The organism is Pelotomaculum propionicicum (assembly GCF_004369225.1).
GTDB lineage: Bacteria > Bacillota > Desulfotomaculia > Desulfotomaculales > Pelotomaculaceae > Pelotomaculum_B > Pelotomaculum_B propionicicum.
The window spans coordinates 26,428-42,103 of sequence record NZ_QFFZ01000013.1 but is presented as its reverse complement, the minus strand read 5'-3'; the positions used below and the strand labels follow the sequence as shown (position 1 = coordinate 42,103).

Annotated in this window: 11 protein-coding genes; 3 read left to right on the top strand and 8 right to left on the bottom strand. The window is 52.3% G+C overall.

The window, feature by feature from the left end; all coding sequences use genetic code 11:
- Positions 1-34: 34 nt before the first annotated feature.
- From rpoD to thpR, 4 genes are all read right to left on the bottom strand, one after another.
- Positions 35-1,129, bottom strand: a complete 1,095-nt coding sequence (gene rpoD, locus Pmgp_RS07865) for an RNA polymerase sigma factor RpoD (RefSeq protein WP_134213451.1) — start codon at positions 1,127-1,129, stop codon at positions 35-37.
- The gene (gene dnaG / locus Pmgp_RS07860) at positions 1,122-3,017 is read right to left on the bottom strand and encodes a DNA primase (protein ID WP_134213450.1); all 1,896 of its coding nucleotides are present in this window, start codon (positions 3,015-3,017) and stop codon (positions 1,122-1,124) included. The genes rpoD and dnaG overlap by 8 nt, the downstream gene beginning before the upstream one ends.
- Before the next feature lie 196 nt (positions 3,018-3,213).
- Positions 3,214-4,224, bottom strand: coding sequence for a deoxyguanosinetriphosphate triphosphohydrolase (locus Pmgp_RS07855; RefSeq protein ID WP_134213449.1), 1,011 nt, complete (start codon positions 4,222-4,224; stop codon positions 3,214-3,216).
- 337 nt (positions 4,225-4,561) lie between these two features.
- Entirely contained in the window at positions 4,562-5,128 is a 567-nt protein-coding gene (gene thpR / locus Pmgp_RS07850) for an RNA 2',3'-cyclic phosphodiesterase (RefSeq protein ID WP_134213448.1), read from the bottom strand.
- 273 nt (positions 5,129-5,401) lie between these two features.
- Between thpR and Pmgp_RS07845 the strand changes: the two genes are divergently transcribed.
- Genes Pmgp_RS07845 through Pmgp_RS07835 form a run of 3 tightly spaced genes read left to right on the top strand, consistent with a single transcriptional unit; the run spans position 5,402 to position 8,921 of the window.
- Entirely contained in the window at positions 5,402-6,790 is a 1,389-nt protein-coding gene (locus Pmgp_RS07845) for a hypothetical protein (protein ID WP_134213447.1), read from the top strand.
- A 13-nt stretch (positions 6,791-6,803) separates the two neighbouring features.
- Positions 6,804-7,571 (top strand): PRC-barrel domain-containing protein, encoded by a 768-nt coding sequence (locus Pmgp_RS07840; protein WP_134213446.1) that lies wholly within the window; start codon positions 6,804-6,806, stop codon positions 7,569-7,571.
- Positions 7,572-7,577: 6 nt separating this feature from the next.
- Positions 7,578-8,921 carry a VanW family protein gene (locus tag Pmgp_RS07835; protein WP_134213445.1) on the top strand — a complete coding sequence of 448 codons (1,344 nt, stop codon included), beginning with the start codon at positions 7,578-7,580 and terminating at the stop codon, positions 8,919-8,921.
- 355 nt (positions 8,922-9,276) lie between these two features.
- Here the strand turns inward: Pmgp_RS07835 and ppdK are convergent, their stop codons facing one another.
- The 4 genes from ppdK to glyS all read right to left on the bottom strand — a co-directional run bounded on the left by ppdK (position 9,277) and on the right by glyS (position 15,674).
- Complete coding sequence (gene ppdK / locus Pmgp_RS07830; protein WP_134213444.1) at positions 9,277-11,952, bottom strand: pyruvate, phosphate dikinase; 2,676 nt, start codon at positions 11,950-11,952, stop codon at positions 9,277-9,279.
- The gene (locus Pmgp_RS07825; RefSeq protein WP_192902845.1) at positions 11,942-12,808 is read right to left on the bottom strand and encodes a pyruvate, water dikinase regulatory protein; all 867 of its coding nucleotides are present in this window, start codon (positions 12,806-12,808) and stop codon (positions 11,942-11,944) included. The genes ppdK and Pmgp_RS07825 overlap by 11 nt, the downstream gene beginning before the upstream one ends.
- Positions 12,783-13,421 (bottom strand): transcriptional regulator CcpN, encoded by a 639-nt coding sequence (gene ccpN / locus Pmgp_RS07820; RefSeq protein ID WP_134213443.1) that lies wholly within the window; start codon positions 13,419-13,421, stop codon positions 12,783-12,785. The genes Pmgp_RS07825 and ccpN overlap by 26 nt, the downstream gene beginning before the upstream one ends.
- A gap of 159 nt (positions 13,422-13,580) precedes the next feature.
- Positions 13,581-15,674: a glycine--tRNA ligase subunit beta gene (gene glyS / locus Pmgp_RS07815; RefSeq protein WP_134213442.1), complete on the bottom strand. Its 2,094-nt coding sequence runs from the start codon at positions 15,672-15,674 to the stop codon at positions 13,581-13,583.
- Positions 15,675-15,676 lie beyond the last annotated feature (2 nt).

Below are 15,676 nucleotides of genomic sequence, written 5' to 3'. Positions count from 1 at the left end.
GGACCCTTCGTCAATGTGTATACGTCTGAGAATTTTAGTCAAGATAATCTTTTAGCTTTTTGCTCCGGCTGGGATGGCGCAGTTTGCGAAGGGTTTTGGCCTCTATCTGCCGGATCCGCTCCCGGGTAACACCGAATTTCTGCCCGACTTCTTCCAAGGTGCGGGCGCGCCCGTCGTCCAGGCCGAAGCGCAGGCGCAGCACCCGCTGCTCACGGTCGGTCAGGGTTTTTAAAACCTCGTCCAGCTGCTCGCGCAGGAGGGTAAAGGAAGCTTCTTCGGCCGGCGCCCTGGCGTCGTGGTCTTCGATAAAGTCGCCCAGGTGCGAGTCTTCCTCTTCACCGATCGGCGTTTCCAGCGACACCGGTTCCTGGGCTATTTTTTGAATTTCCCTGACTTTATCCTCGGAAATGTTCATTTCCTTGGCTATTTCATCCGGGCTGGGCTCGCGCCCCAGCTCCTGTAAAAGCTGGCGCTGCACGCGAATTAATTTATTAATGGTTTCCACCATGTGCACTGGGATGCGGATGGTCCTGGCCTGGTCCGCGATGGCCCTGGTAATAGCCTGGCGGATCCACCAGGTGGCGTAAGTGCTGAACTTATACCCCTTGCGGTAATCAAACTTTTCCACGGCCTTGATTAAGCCCAAGTTGCCTTCCTGGATCAGGTCAAGGAAAAGCATGCCCCTGCCGACATAGCGCTTGGCGATACTGACCACCAGCCGCAGGTTGGCTTCAGCCAGCCTCCTCTTGGCTTCTTCCTCGCCGTCTTCCATCAGCTTGGCCAGCTCCACCTCTTCTTCCGGTGTGAGCAAGGGCACCCGGCCGATTTCTTTCAGGTACATGCGCACGGGATCATCTATACCAACGCCTTCCGGGATGGTAAGGTCCACTTCCGCTTCTTCGGGCGGCGGCTCCTCGAGGGCGGCGGTGTCGATTGGTTCCAGGTCGGCTATTTCGGGCACTACTTCTATACCCATGCTGGACAGTTTTTCGTAAATGTCATCAATCTGCTCGGGGCTGAGGTCGGTTCCCTGCAGGCTGTCCATAATCTCGTTGTAGGTCAGGACCCCGCGCTTTTTCCCTTTTTCGATTAACTCCTTTACGCCTTCAAGGATGAGATCATCACTCATGTACTGTCCCCCCCCTCTCTAAGGTGCTTTCCGTATCAAAACAAAAAATTTGCTTGTACTCGCCTGTTAATTTCCTGACGCGGCCAAAGTCGCGCGCCTTTTCAGCTTCATCAATATTTTTAAGAAAAACCAGCTCTCGCAAGAGGTTTTGATGTTGAAAATCATTACCGGATTTTTCCGCCGCGCGTATCTGCCGCAAAAGTTCTTCCCTGCGCTCGTGGCGGGCACAGCGGTTTACCGAACGTATATAGTCATACATTATCTTATCGGGATTATCTCCGGGAATATCCAGTGTTAAGATATAACTTAAAATATTTTGACCCTCATTTTCAAAAGTGCTGAACATTCCTTCAGGCCGGTACTCAGGGTGTTGGCCCGCTTCCAGACAATGTTTAAAAATTGTCATATATTGTTGATTTCTGAAGGGCTCTTCACCTAATTCAGCCAGGATTTTATAGCCTCGTGCAGGATTTTCCAGCACTAACCTCAGAAGAACAGCCTCTGCTTTGCCCCTGGCATCCAGTTTTTCCCCTTTTCGTATAATAGTATGCGTGTTTTTAGCAATATTATCCGGATTTGTCCATTTTTTACCCAAATTTTCCTCAAATCTCTTGAATTCTCCCGCTACCGTCTCCCAGCTCAGATTCAAAACACGCGCTATAGTTTTTAAATCTTCCTCTTTTTGCACACCGCTTTTGGCAGCTAAACCGGGAAACACCTGGCGCATCACTTCAGTTTTGTCAGCCACAGTTTTCACATGGCCCCTGGCGGCTGCCTGCTGAAGTTTATATTCGATTAAAGTGTAAGCTCTGTCAATTAACTCCTCCCATGGCCCCGGCCCGTGTTTGCTGAGAAAATCGTCAGGGTCCTTGCCGTCCGGCATGGTAATCACTCTGACCTGGCAGCCCAGTTCCAGCAGCAGGTCGAGCCCCCTGATAGTGGCGGCCACACCTGCTGTGTCGGAGTCATAGGCGATGATTATATCCCTGCTGTAATTCAGCAGCAGCTTGCCGTGCTCCGCAGTCAGGGCGGTGCCCAGTGAGGCCACAGTGTTGGTTACCCCGTGCCTGTGGGCGGTAATCACGTCCATGTAGCCCTCGACTATAATTACCCGGCCCTTTTCCCTGATCGGCTGTCTGGCCAGGTGCAGGCCGTAAAGGGTCCTCCCTTTGCTGAAGAAAGAAGTCTCCGGTGTGTTCAGGTACTTGGGCTGAGAGTCGTCGAGTACCCTGCCCCCAAAACCAACCACCTGGCCCAAAGTGTCCCAAATAGGAAACATCACCCGGCTGCGAAACCGGTCATAGTAGCGCCCGGCTTCATTCTTAATAACTAAGCCGGCCTCGACCAGTTCCTGAGGCCGGTAGCCTTTTTTGCCCAGGTGATCGAGCAGTGAGGTCCATCCAGGCGGGGCAAAACCTATTTGAAAACGCTCCAGCACCTCCGGAGTGAGGCCCCGCCCGGCCAGGTACTGCCTGGCTGGGGCGGCGGCGTCGTGGCGCTGCAGCACCTGGCGAAAGAAATCTCTGGCCAGGTTGTTTGCCTGTTTCAGCCCTTTGCGTTTGAGGTCTTTCTCCTGCCAGGCCGGGCTGTCGCTGACAGGTATGGCCACCCCCGCCCGCTGGGCCAGCACCGTCACCGCCTCGGAGAAGGTAAGGTTTTCTTTCAGCATCAGAAATCTGAAAACATTGCCTCCGACCTTACAGCCGAAACAGTGAAAAAACTGCTTATCCTGCGATACGGTGAATGAAGGTGTCTTTTCATGGTGAAAAGGGCACAGTCCGAGATGGTTCTTGCCCGCCTTTTTCAACTGGACGTAGCGGGACACCACCTCAACGATATCTGACCGCAGGCGGACTGTTTCAATTATCTCCTCAGGGATTAAGCCCACCTGATCACCCTTTTCTTATAAAACCAGTATTAAGAATAGTTCAACATTTGTTTATATTGTCCTGCCGGGCACTTTATTAATTATCCGGCCCGGCCCTCGCGTCCGATTTATAGAAGATTCGCTTCAGCTTAAAAATCTCCTTCATATATCGACACTTTTTATTGTGTAATCCATATATTTACATTTTAGTTTTTTGTTAAAATCCCGGCTCGACCCAGGGCAGGGGCAAAAAATACTTCTGGTAGACGCGTATGGCAAACCTGTCCGTCATGCCGGCTATATAATCGCAGGCGACCCGCTCCCCGCCCTCGGCCAGGGTGCGCTCCCGGTACTCGGACGGCAGGTCGTCCGGGTGTTCCAGGAAGTGCCCGTAAATGCGCTGGACAACATAACAGGCTTTGGCTTCCTCGCGCTTGGCCTCCGAGCCGACGTAAACATGCTCAAACATAAACTCTCTGAGCTTGTCGGTGGCCGCCTGGATGGGCGGGCTCATTTTGATCGGTCCGGCGCCGCTCTGGTTCGTTTCAATCAAATCCAGCACCATGGTGTTGATCCTGTCCCGGTGTTTTCTGCCGAGCACTGCCAGGCATTCTTCCGGCAGCTGCCCGGCGGTAAGCACCCCGCCCCGGATCGCGTCGTCTATGTCATGGTTGATATACGCCACCCTGTCGGCAATTTTTACAATCTGGCCTTCCAGCGTGGCCGGCCTGTCCGGCCCGGTATGGTTTAAAATACCGTCCCGCACCTCCCAGGTCAGGTTGAGCCCACGTCCGCCTTCAAGTATATCCACAATACGCAGGCTCTGCTCATTATGCTTGAAGCCGGGCGCAAAAATCTGGTTCAGCGCCATTTCCCCGGCATGCCCAAAGGGGGTATGGCCCAGGTCGTGACCCAGCGCAATCGCTTCGGTAAGGTCCTCGTTCAGTGCCAGCGCCCTGGCCACAGTGCGGGCAATCTGCGCCACTTCCAGCGTGTGGGTGAGCCTGGTGCGGTAGTGGTCGCCCTCTGGTATGATAAATACCTGAGTCTTGTGTTTTAAGCGGCGAAAACCCTTGGAGTGGATGATCCGGTCGCGGTCACGCTGGAAAGCGGTGCGGACGCCGCACTCCTCCTCCGGCCTGGCCCTGCCTTTGCTGGCGGCGCTGCGACAGGCCCGCGGTGAAAGCACCTGCCGCTCCAGCTCCTCAGCACGCTGGCGTATATTCATCACAGTCACCCCATCCCTGCTCCTGAATTGGTGTGGCTTAAAAATATTCTACGGATAAACTATTAATCCTGCTAAATACTTTAACAAACTTAGGTACCGGGTCCCTAAGTTAATGAGTTATTACACACAATTTGCCGGCGGGAAAATAAACCCCCGCAGATAATAAACCCACCGGGGATAAAATTTATGCACCAAATTCTTTTTCTAGACCTTTTTAGCCGCCAGTCAATAACTTAAGGTATCGGGCATCCCTGAAATGGCTTCTGGGCTGCCAATAAATGCAGGTGCGACTTTAGTCGCACAACGCTTCAATTACCTAAAACCTTCTTAGTTATTACTAGCCGTTACGCAGCTTTATTCCAGCCATCACTGTGTACCTGGGTCCCCGGGGGCTAAGCTCGCTCAGCATCAAATCAACCGACATGACTTTCGCGCGGCCAAATTCTTTGCCCCGGGCCAGCTTTTCGGCCCGGTCGAACACAGCCACAAACCCCTGCGGCGAGCGCAGCCTGGCCAGGGTCAGGTGAGGCGAAAAACGTTTTTGGTCAGGCGTGAAGCCAAGCCGCCCCAGTTCTTTTTGCACCCTGCGGTGCAGCTCCAGCAAAGCGGTTGTTTCGCCGTGCACACCGGCCCAAAAGACACGGGGGCGATCCTTGGAGGGAAAAACGCCAACCCCGCCCAGGGTAAGGTAAAAAGGTGAAACACCTTTAACAGAGCGTTTTAAAGCTTCTACAGTTGACACAGCTTTATCCTCGGGTACGTCTCCAAGAAACTGAACCGTTAGATGAAGATTTTCGCTGTTCACCCATTTTGCGTCAGACGGAAGCACTTTGAGATCTTTTATAAAAGAGTTAAGACTATTTTTTATTTCATTAGGAAAATTAATGGCAACAAATAACCTCATTTGCCGCAAAGAATAACACCCCAGTAAAAAGAATACCAAAATAATACTTCTTCAATACCACCTGCAACATCCTTCTTTATAAAGAAGTTTTACTTGTTTTTAAAAATAATTCTTGATTTATAGGCGAAATATGTCGATAATGTTTAAAAAAGGACGAGATGAACAATGCTGGGATACCTGACCATGTTATTGGTCATAAGTCTTATTTTAATAGCCATTCTCAACCTTGTTAAAGAACATATCCCGCTGCGCCCCCCAATTGTTTACAGCACTGTGGGAATTTCCTTTGCCCTGGGATCTGTTTTTCCAATAGCCATTTCCAACCTCACCCTGGTCGAGGTTCTTGTCATTTACTTCGGGTTAATTACTCTTATTGCAATTGCCTTAAGCTACAACGAGAACAGGGTTTATTTTAATATATCCCCCACTCCACTGAAAGTGGCTGATTTGGAAGCTAAAAACTTACCGGAGGAACTTGTTCAAGATTCCTTTTCCAGTATTCTGGCGAAGGAAATAACAGCTCTTGATGCCTGCGCTACCCTTGACAATACAGGTATGCCGGAAGAAGAACCGGAGGCTTTCCCACCCCAAGAAATGGTATCCTCCGCACATGGCAAGGATGACCCTGGCCTGGATGTTTCCACGGAATACTCGCATCCGACTGCCGAGGGTAGTATAGAAAAAGAAAATATACCTCTTGAGGAAGAACTGCCGCTTAAATCTAACGTGTCCATGGAAGATACGTCTCTAATTATAGAAGAAACTCCTGTTAAAGCAGATTTACCTGAATCCGCGGATGAACCAACAGATAAACCGGTGGATGTTCTGACAGATGAACTTGCGGAAGAACCACCAGATGATCTACCATACGCTCTACCAGATGAGCCAGAGGATGATCTACCATATGCTCTACCAGATGAACCAGAGGATGAACCGGTGGATGAACCACCGGATGATCTGACAGATGAACCAACAGATGATATACAAGATGATCTACAAGATGATCTATATGATATAGATGAAAAGATGCCTGAAGAAGAAATGTTGTATGATATTAACCGGGATTTGCCCGGGGCAAGGGAAGAATACCCGGTCCAAGAAGTTTTTTCTTTAGCTGAAAAACTGCCTGCCGGTGAAAAGTTACCTGATCAAAGTGGGACAGCGGTGGTTGGAGCCCCGCCTGTTTGGGAAGAACCCGCAGAAGACCCAATCGCGCCAAACCGGGATAATGAGAAAATCGGGGAAGATACTATGGATTCAGCAACCGCTCCAGTTACAGTAAACGACTATATTTCCGCCGGGTTCAAAGCCAGGACCACAGGTGACCTGGCCGGCGCGGTTAAGAATTTCATCACAGCCCTCATGATGAGCCAGGAACAGCAGATTACAGCTGCCCTGTCTCTTGAGATAAGCGCGATTTATCAGGAACTGGGCCAGTATTTCCAGGCTGGGATGATTTTGAGATCAGTTATTAAACAGAAAAACATTATTAACGACTTTACTTTGAGACAAAAACTACAAGGCCAGCTTATTTACCTGGACACTCTGTGCGAACTTCTTAGGATTACAAAGATGTCTAACGCTCCTTATTCAAAGATACCAAACATAATAAAAATAAAAGCAAATCTTGAAACAGCTGAAAAGCTAAAAGAAATAACTTAAGGGGGCGAAACAAGTGAAAAGCAGCCAGCAGATTTTAAGGTTACCGGTTCTTAGTATTGAAGAAGGCAAACAAATAGGTGAGGTTAGGCACCTGGTACTTAATCCACAACAGGGGAAGATTGATTTTATCCTCGTGGAAGACAAGACATGGTACTTTGGGCTAAAAGCAATGGCCTTTAATGCTATACAGGGGATTGGAGAGTTTGCCCTTACCGTAGCGGGTCGTTCTTCCCTCTCAGTGTTGTCGGAATGTGCCGGGTTAATTGATTTATTAGAGAATAACATATGTCTGTCCGGCATAAAAGTCCTGAGCAAAAAAGGTCGTTTGGTTGGCTCCATCAGCGAATATTTTATCAATGACAATACTGGTGACATCATAGGCTGTCAGCTCATTCCGGTCAACAGTGAAAAACCGGCCGGTATGATTCCGAAGAAATTGATCCTGACCTACGGGTGTGACTTCCTGGTTGTAGAAGAAGGGGTAGAGGAAAAACTGGTAGCCGAACTACAGGAAGAGAACATTGCTGATAATTGGGAAAACTCAACAAAAACCAAGGATACTGCGGCGGTTCCTGCAATTGGCAAACAGCCGGCAGAAGCTCTGAAACATTTTGAGGAACAACAGCGGCAGTATCTGCTGGGCAGAAAAGTTACTATGCGGATTGTAGCCGACAATGGCGAAGTCGTGGCTGAGGATGGAGAAACAATTACTGACGAGATTATCGAACGGGCCAAGGCTGCCGACCGGTACATTCAGCTCACTATGAACATTCGCGAGTAAGAGCCGGTGGTTAAAAAAGCTGTATTCCTGTCACTAATCCTTCTATTACAGTCGGGCGCAGGTATATTCGGCTCAGCTGCGATTCTAAACACGAGGTCTTCCGGGTTAATTCAGCAGGGCCTTACCATTAAAGGTGTCCCTGTGTGGGGCTTGAGGCCGGATCAAGCGGCACAAAAGCTGGAAAACGAACTGCCCAGTCCAGCTGAAGGCGCTTTTATAATTGAAGATGCGGGAAAAAGCTATACAATTATACTCTCAGATATTGACGCAAAATATGAATACCTTTCAACGGCTAATGACGCCCTGGCGTACATTAATAAGGGCAATTACCTTAACCGGTTAATTTCCGTCCTGCGGCTCCGGGCGGCACCAGCTGACCTGGCCCTTAAGATTGCGTTTTCTGATGAAAAACTGGAGGAAAGAATTAAAACCCTTCAAAATGAATGGGATACGCCGCCACAGGATGCGGCAGTCACGATGTCAGATAAAGTTATAATCATTCCTGAAAAAGCCGGTTACAGACTTGACCTTGAAAAAACTCTGGAACAAACGCGCCAGGAACTGGGCAGGGGAAATCTGTACGCGGCTGCTTTCGGCCAAATTTTGAAACCAAATATTACTTCCGTGGATCTGGAAAAAATAAATACATTGCTGGGGGAGTATACCACAGTCTTTGACGTTAACGCCACGAACAGATCGCACAACATAGCACTTGCCAGCGCTACAGTCAACGGTTCCTTAATAAGACCCGGGGAGATATTTTCATTAAATAAACGGCTTGGCCCTCGCCTGGCGGAAAGAGGTTATTTAATGGCCCCTGTATTCATAGACGACAGCCTCGCTCTTGATATAGGCGGCGGTATATGCCAGGTTGCCACTACCCTCTATAATGCGGTGATCTTTGCTGATCTCCCAGTGGAAGAACGGTACTCCCACCCGCAACCGGTAAACTATGCGCCCCCAGACCGTGACGCTACAATAGCCGGCGATTACCTGGACTTTAAGTTCTCTAACAATATGAATACCCCGCTGTATATCTCCAGCCTGGTCGAAGGCGGCACAATAACAATGCGTATTTTCGGGGGGGAAAAGAACAGAGGCAGCATGGTCAGGATTACTTCGGAAAAGGTTGTTATTGACCCGAAAACTGTTATAATCCAGGACAACACTCTGCCGGAAGGTGAAACCCGTATAATAAATCCCGGTAAACCGGGATACGAAACACGGGTCTATCAAGAAGTTGTTGTTGACGGGAAGGTTAATTCCAAAACTCTGATTTCAAGCGATTTTTCCAAGCCAGAGGATAAAATTATTCATATGAACCCAATGCCGAATAAAGAAGAAAAGTAGAGAGACCTTGCTCGGGTCTCTCTACTTTTCTAAGCCAGACAGACAAGGGGACGGTTCTGACTAGGCAATCGGAAGTTTTGCGCCAAATACAACTACATGATCAGTGAGAGCAATACCTGATCAATAAGAGTAAAGTCTGTTAATTATACTAAGTGGCGCAAAATTTTTGATTGCCTGAGAAGATGGAAGTCGCGGATTTTTGTGATGATTAAGTGAGAAGATGTAAATGAAGTTTTTGTTACAGAATGTTCTACATTCAACTTGCGATTTCCTTCTTCTCCTGTCTCACTCTCACGTCCTATATAAGAAACCTGCCGGGGTTGACGGCAGGCTCCTCTTATTATGTCAACAACTGTTATAGTGTACCGTAATCTTTTTCCGTGCCGGGATCGCTTTTGACGCGGGCCTGGGCGGCGGCGAGCCTGGCGATGGGCACGCGGAAGGGCGAGCAGCTTACGAAATCGATGCCGATAGCGTGGCAGAAGCCTATTGATGAAGGCTCCCCGCCATGCTCGCCGCAGATGCCGACCAGCAGGCCGGGCCTGGTCTGGCGGCCCAGCTGAACAGCCATCTTCATGAGCTTGCCCACACCCTTCTGGTCAAGCACCACGAAGGGGTTGTCGCTGAGTATTTTTTGGTCCAGGTAGGCTCGCAGGAATTTTCCCTCGGCGTCGTCCCGTGAGAAGCCGAGCGTGGTCTGGGTGAGGTCGTTGGTGCCGAAGGAGAAGAAATCAGCCTCCTGGGCCACCTCGTCAGCCAGCAGCGCCGCCCGGGGTATCTCAATCATTGTGCCCACTGTGTAGTGGAAATTCACACCTGTCTCCCCGGCCACCTCTCCTGCTACTTTGACCACCAGCTCACGCAGTAAGGCCAGCTCTTTGATATCGATTACCAGAGGTATTTCAACCTCCGGGACCGGGTTAAAACCTTCTTTAACTAACTGGGCTGCAGCCCTGAATATGGCCCTGGCCTGCATGGCGTACACTTCCGGGAAGGTAATCCCCAGGCGGCAGCCCCTATGGCCAAGCATCGGGTTAAACTCGGACAGAGACCTTACTTTTCTTAAAAGGTCCTCTTTCGCCTTGATCACCGCCGGGTCCCCGCCGCTAAGCCGCAGGCGTGTGATTTCAACAGTCAGTTCCTCGGAGTTGGGCAAAAACTCGTGCAGGGGCGGGTCGAGCAGGCGGATGGTCACCGGGAAGCCGTCCATGGCCTGCAGAATTCCGTAAAAGTCACCCTGCTGCACGGGCAGCAGCTTATCCAGGGCGGCCTGCCTCTCTCTGAGGCTGGCCGCCAGAATCATCTCCTGTACTATGGGCAGGCGGTCCTGCGCCATAAACATGTGCTCAGTCCTGGTCAGTCCAATCCCGGCAGCCCCGAATTCCCGCGCCTTGGCGGCGTCCTGGGGAGTGTCGGCGTTGGCCCTGACGCCCAGGGAGCGGATCTGGTCGGCCCACTCCAGCAGTTTTTGAAATTCAGGAGACAGCTCCGGATCGATCATCGGCACTGTGCCCAGGATAACGTTGCCGGTGGAGCCGTCTATGGAGATAATATCGCCCTGTTTGACCACCAGATTGCCGATCCTGAACTCTTCATGCTCGTAGTCAATCTGCAGCGCCTCACAGCCGCTGACACACGGCTTGCCCATACCGCGCGCGACCACCGCGGCGTGGCTGGTCATACCGCCCCGGGAGGTCAGGATCCCCTGAGCGTTCAGGATGCCGTGAATATCATCGGGTGTTGTCTCGGTACGCACCAGAATCAGTTTCTTGCCTTCCTGGCCGAGTCTTTCCGCCAGGTCGGCGTCAAATACCACCTTGCCGGAAGCAGCGCCGGGCGACGCCGGCAGCCCCCTGGCGATTATGTCAAGCTTAGCGTCCGGGTCGATGCGGCGGTGCAGCAGGTGGTCAAGCTGGCCGGGCTCGACTCTGAGCACAGCTTCTTCCTTGGTAATCAGCCCTTCGTTGACCATGTCCACGGCAACCTTGATTGCCGCCTGGACACCCCGCTTGCCGTTGCGGGTCTGCAACATCCACAATTTACCCCGCTCGATAGTGAACTCAATGTCCTGCATATCCCTGTAATGCTTTTCCAACTGGCCGCACAGTTCTTTAAACTGCTTAAAGATCTCGGGCATTTCCCGGGCCAGGGAGGCGATCGGCTGCGGTGTGCGTATGCCTGCCACCACATCTTCTCCCTGGGCGTTGATCAGGTACTCGCCGTAAAGCTCCTTCTCACCGGTGGACGGGTTGCGGGTGAAGGCCACGCCGGTGCCGCTGTTGTCGCCCATATTCCCAAAAACCATGGCCTGGATGTTTACCGCCGTGCCCAGGTCGTCGGGGATTTTGTTGATCCTGCGGTAGACGGCGGCGCGGTCATTGTTCCAGGAATTAAAGACGGCGTAAATGGCCATAAACAGCTGCTCCAGGGGGTCCTGCGGGAAAGTCTTGCCTGTCTCCCTCCGGATCATTTTTTTATAGTCAGCAATCACTTCCCGCCACTCCGCGGCGGAAAGCTGGTTGTCATAGCGCACCTGCGCCTTTTCTTTCTGGCGGTCCAGCACTCTTTCAAACTTGCTGTGCTCCACACCCATGACCACATCGCCGAACATGTTGATGAAGCGGCGGTAGCAGTCCAGGGCGAAGCGCTCGTTGCCGCTTTCGCTGATCAGGGCCTCTACGGTCTGGTCGTTTAAGCCGAGGTTCAGCACCGTGTCCATCATACCGGGCATGGACACCGGCGCGCCGGAGCGCACCGACACCAGCAGCGGGCTGGTTTGGGCGCCGAATTTGCGGCCCAGCTTGTTTTCCAGAACAGCGATTTTCTCCCTGACCTGGTCCTCCATACCTTCCGGGAACTTCTGCCCCGCGGCGGTAAAATCCTTGCATGCTTCTGTGGTAATAATAACACCGGGAGGTACAGGCAGGCCGATTTTGGTCATCTCGGCCAGGTTGGCTCCTTTACCTCCCAGCAGGTCTCTCATCTTGGCGTTTCCCTCTTCAAAGAGGTAGACGTACTTCTTACCTGCCATGCCGTTCCCCCCTATAATAAATTTCCATGATCCTGGTGGCGGTTTCCTCAAGAGCCTTGTTGGTGACGTCAATAATGGTGCAGCCGGCTTTTTTCATCACGCCTTCCGCGTATTCAAGCTCTTTTAAGATACGCTCCATGCTGGCATAATCGGCGTTGGAAGTAAGCCCGAGGGTGTTCAGCCTTTCCCGCCGGATCTCATGCAGGTGCTTGGCCTGGATGGTCAGGCCGATCAGCTTGTGGGTAGGCAGGCTGAAAATCTCTTCAGGCGGCGCCACCTCCGGCACCAGCGGCACGTTGGCGGCCTTGATCTGCTTGTGCGCCAGGTACATGCAGGCGGGTGTTTTCGAGGTGCGGGACACGCCAATCACCACCAGGTCGGCCCGGACGATGCCCCTGGGGTTTTTCCCGTCGTCATATTTTACGGCGAACTCTATGGCTTCCACTTTTCTAAAGTATTCGTCGTCCATTCTGCGCACGAGACCCGGCTCTAATTTCGGCCGGCGGTGGATCACCCCCGCCAGAGCGTCAAGCATCGGGGTCATAATGTCCACGGTGGGAATACCGTATTTGACCGCCTCTTCCACCAGTTTTTCCCGCAGCTCTGGAATCACCAGGGTATAGGCAATAATGCTGTTGGCAGCGCTTGCCTCCTCCACGATTTCAGGTATCTCGTTGATATCGTTGACATAAGGCACCCGCCGGATGTCCACCCCGCCGTGATTAAACTGGCTGGCGGCGGCCCTGGCCACCAGTTCCGCTGTTTCACCCACGGAGTCGGATACAATGTAGATAACTGGTTTGTGATCAGTAATAATGGCTGATACCCCCTTAATATCCTTCTCCCAGTTCGACAAAAAGCCGGGTGATATTGGTTTTGCTAAGTCGGCCGATTACTTCCAGCCCTTCACTGCCGTCTTCCAGAGGCACTTTGCGCACCACCGGCAGGGCGTCGACTTCGTGCTCAATGATTTTTTTGGCGGCCAGCCAGACAGTCTCCTCCGGTGTGGTGTGCACCACATTGGGCATGCGGGTCATCACCACTTTTACCGGCAGGTTGTGAATATCATGGCTGCCCAGCGTTGTTTTCAACAAATCCTTGCGGGAAAGGACACCTTCCAGCAGGCCCCCTTCCCTGACCACAAAGAGGGTGCCCACATCCTCGATAAACATGGTTACCACAGCGTCATAGACGAAGCTCTTTTCATTCACAACTATCGGCACCGACTTGACACTGTCCACCAGGACGCTGTTCAGTTTTTCCGCCACTACCCTGTACCTGGACTTGCCGCTGTGGAAATAACCCACCCTGGGGCGGGCGTCCAACAGGCCGGACATGGTCAGGATGGCTAAATCCGGCCTCAATGTGGCTCTGGTCAGTGATAACATCTCCGCAATCCGCTCACCGGTGATAGGGCCGTAATTGTTGACAATCTCCAGAATACTTTCCTGCCGCTTGCTAAGTTTCAAATCTATCGCCCCTTAAAGAGCATATGTGACATACTATTTAGCTTCAACAATATATAATATATATTATATTTATGATAATTTCCATACTTTTTTTCCATATTCTTTTTAGCATTTATCCTAATATATGCCAAATTGTGGCATTTGGGGAATGGCGCCGGTTTATTGATTTTCTACCACTACCCTGGTTAAATCAGCTGTTTGCTTCACCATAGCCGCTAAATTGGCCAATAGGGACAGGCGGTTTTCACGGATTTCTTTCTGATCCACCATAACCATGACTGAGTTAAAAAACTTGTCCAGCGGCTCGCGCAGTGTTGCAATGGCCGCCAGCAGGCTGTGGTAGTCCTGCTTTTGCAGGTACGCTTCCGACTTGGCCTTGACCCCAGAAAGACAATGGTAAAGCTCTTTTTCCGCGGGATCTTCCAGCAGGGACGGCTCGACCCTGCCGGGCGGAGTGTTCTTGGACAGGTTATTAGCCCGGTTGAAAGCAGTGATCAGGTTGTTAAAGTCGGGGTCCTGGCGGAAACCGGCCAGCGCGCCCGCCCGCAGCAGGACATCCCGGAAATCGTCGTAGCCGGAAGCCAGTACCGCTTCCACGGTGTCATATGAGTAGCCGCGGTCGGATAAAATACCTTTAAGCCGCTGTTTAAAGAACTCAGCGACGTCCTCTTTGACTTTCGCCAGGCTGTGTTTAAACTGCACTTTGCCCTCATAGCCCTTATAGGCCGCCTCAACCAGCTGCTCCAGGGAAATGGTGAAATCCCCTTCCAGGATGATGTGGCTTATGCCCAGAGCCTGGCGCCGCAAGGCGTAGGGGTCCTGCGAGCCGGTGGGCTGGATGCCGATGCCGAAACACCCCGTAATAGTGTCAATCTTATCGGCAATACTGAGGATTTTACCCGGCAGGGTGGCGGGGAGGCTGTCCCCGGCGAAACGCGGCAGGTAATGCTCGAAGATGGCGTCGGCGACAGCCGCGCCTTCCCCGGAGCGCCCGGCGTATTCTCTGCCCATGATGCCCTGCAGCTCAGGAAACTCATAAACTATGTTTGTCACCAGGTCGGCTTTAACCAGGTAGGCGGCCCTTAAGGCAGTCTTCCGGTCCTGCTCGCCGGCGCCTATGAGGCCCGACAGGTAAGCCGCCAGGTCGCCGATGCGCCCGGTCTTGTCGTAAACTGAGCCCAGGCTTTCCTGGAAGACGATCTTTTTGAGCGCCGGCGTCTTTTCAGCCAGGGGTGTTTTCAAATCCTCCCGGAAGAAAAAGTCGGCGTCGGCCAGCCGCGCCCGCAGCACCTTTTCGTTGCCCTCCCTGACTATGTCCAGGTGATCGGCGGCGCCGTTTTTAACAGCGATAAATTTGGCCATAAGCGAGCCGTCCTGGCTGACTACGGGGAAGTAACGCTGGTGCTCGCGCATTGGTGTGACCAGCACCTCTTTGGGCAGCTTCAAGTAATCCGCGCTGAAATTGCCGATCAGGGCGGTGGGGTATTCGACCAGGTTGTTGACTTCACTGAGCAGGTCCTCATTCTCTTCCACCAGGCCGCCTTCGCCGGCGGCAACTTCCCGCACCTGCCGCCAGATCTCCTCTTTGCGCCGTTCAGTGTCGACTATGACATAATTATTCTTCATCTGATCGATGTATTCTGACGGGGAGGCTAAATTTACCGGTTTTTTGCTCAGGAAACGGTGGCCATAGGTGGTCCGCCCGGAGGCAAGCCCCGCGAACTCAAATTCCACTATATCCTGGCCGAAGAGGCAGACGATCCACCTGATCGGGCGGGCGAAACGGACCTCCAGGTCTCCCCAGCGCATGGGCTTGGGAAAACGCAGGCCTTCAATCAAGCCGGTCGCGATGGACGGAAGAACTTCCAGCGCCGGGCGGCCGGCTTCCCGTTTCAGGGCGAAAACATATTCCACGTGGCCCACCGCTTTTTTAATCAGGTCGTCCACCTTGACGCCCTGGCCGGCGGCAAAGCCTTCCGCCGCCCTGGTCGGCGCACCGTCCTTGAAAGCTACTTTGACAGCGGGGCCCTTGACCTCGGTTTCCAGCGACTGCTGGAAGTCCGCCAGGCCGGCGACGTACAGGGTCAGACGGCGCGGGGTCCCGTATGTATTGATCTGGCCGTAAGACAGCCTGTTGCTGCTTAAGGCCTGGGCAGCCTTTTCCTTGAGTTCAGCCAGTGCGGGGTCTAAAAACCTGGCCGGCATTTCCTCCACACCGATTTCCAGTAAAAAATCTCTCACCTTGCCTGCCATGC

Coding starts and splice junctions, on each gene's coding strand:
- thpR (WP_134213448.1), bottom strand. CDS start 5,128: ATGAGGTTATTTGTTGCCATTAATTTTCCTAATGAAATAAAAAATAGT.
- glyS (WP_134213442.1), bottom strand. CDS start 15,674: ATGGCAGGCAAGGTGAGAGATTTTTTACTGGAAATCGGTGTGGAGGAA.
- ppdK (WP_134213444.1), bottom strand. CDS start 11,952: ATGGCAGGTAAGAAGTACGTCTACCTCTTTGAAGAGGGAAACGCCAAG.
- Pmgp_RS07855 (WP_134213449.1), bottom strand. CDS start 4,224: ATGAATATACGCCAGCGTGCTGAGGAGCTGGAGCGGCAGGTGCTTTCA.
- rpoD (WP_134213451.1), bottom strand. CDS start 1,129: ATGAGTGATGATCTCATCCTTGAAGGCGTAAAGGAGTTAATCGAAAAA.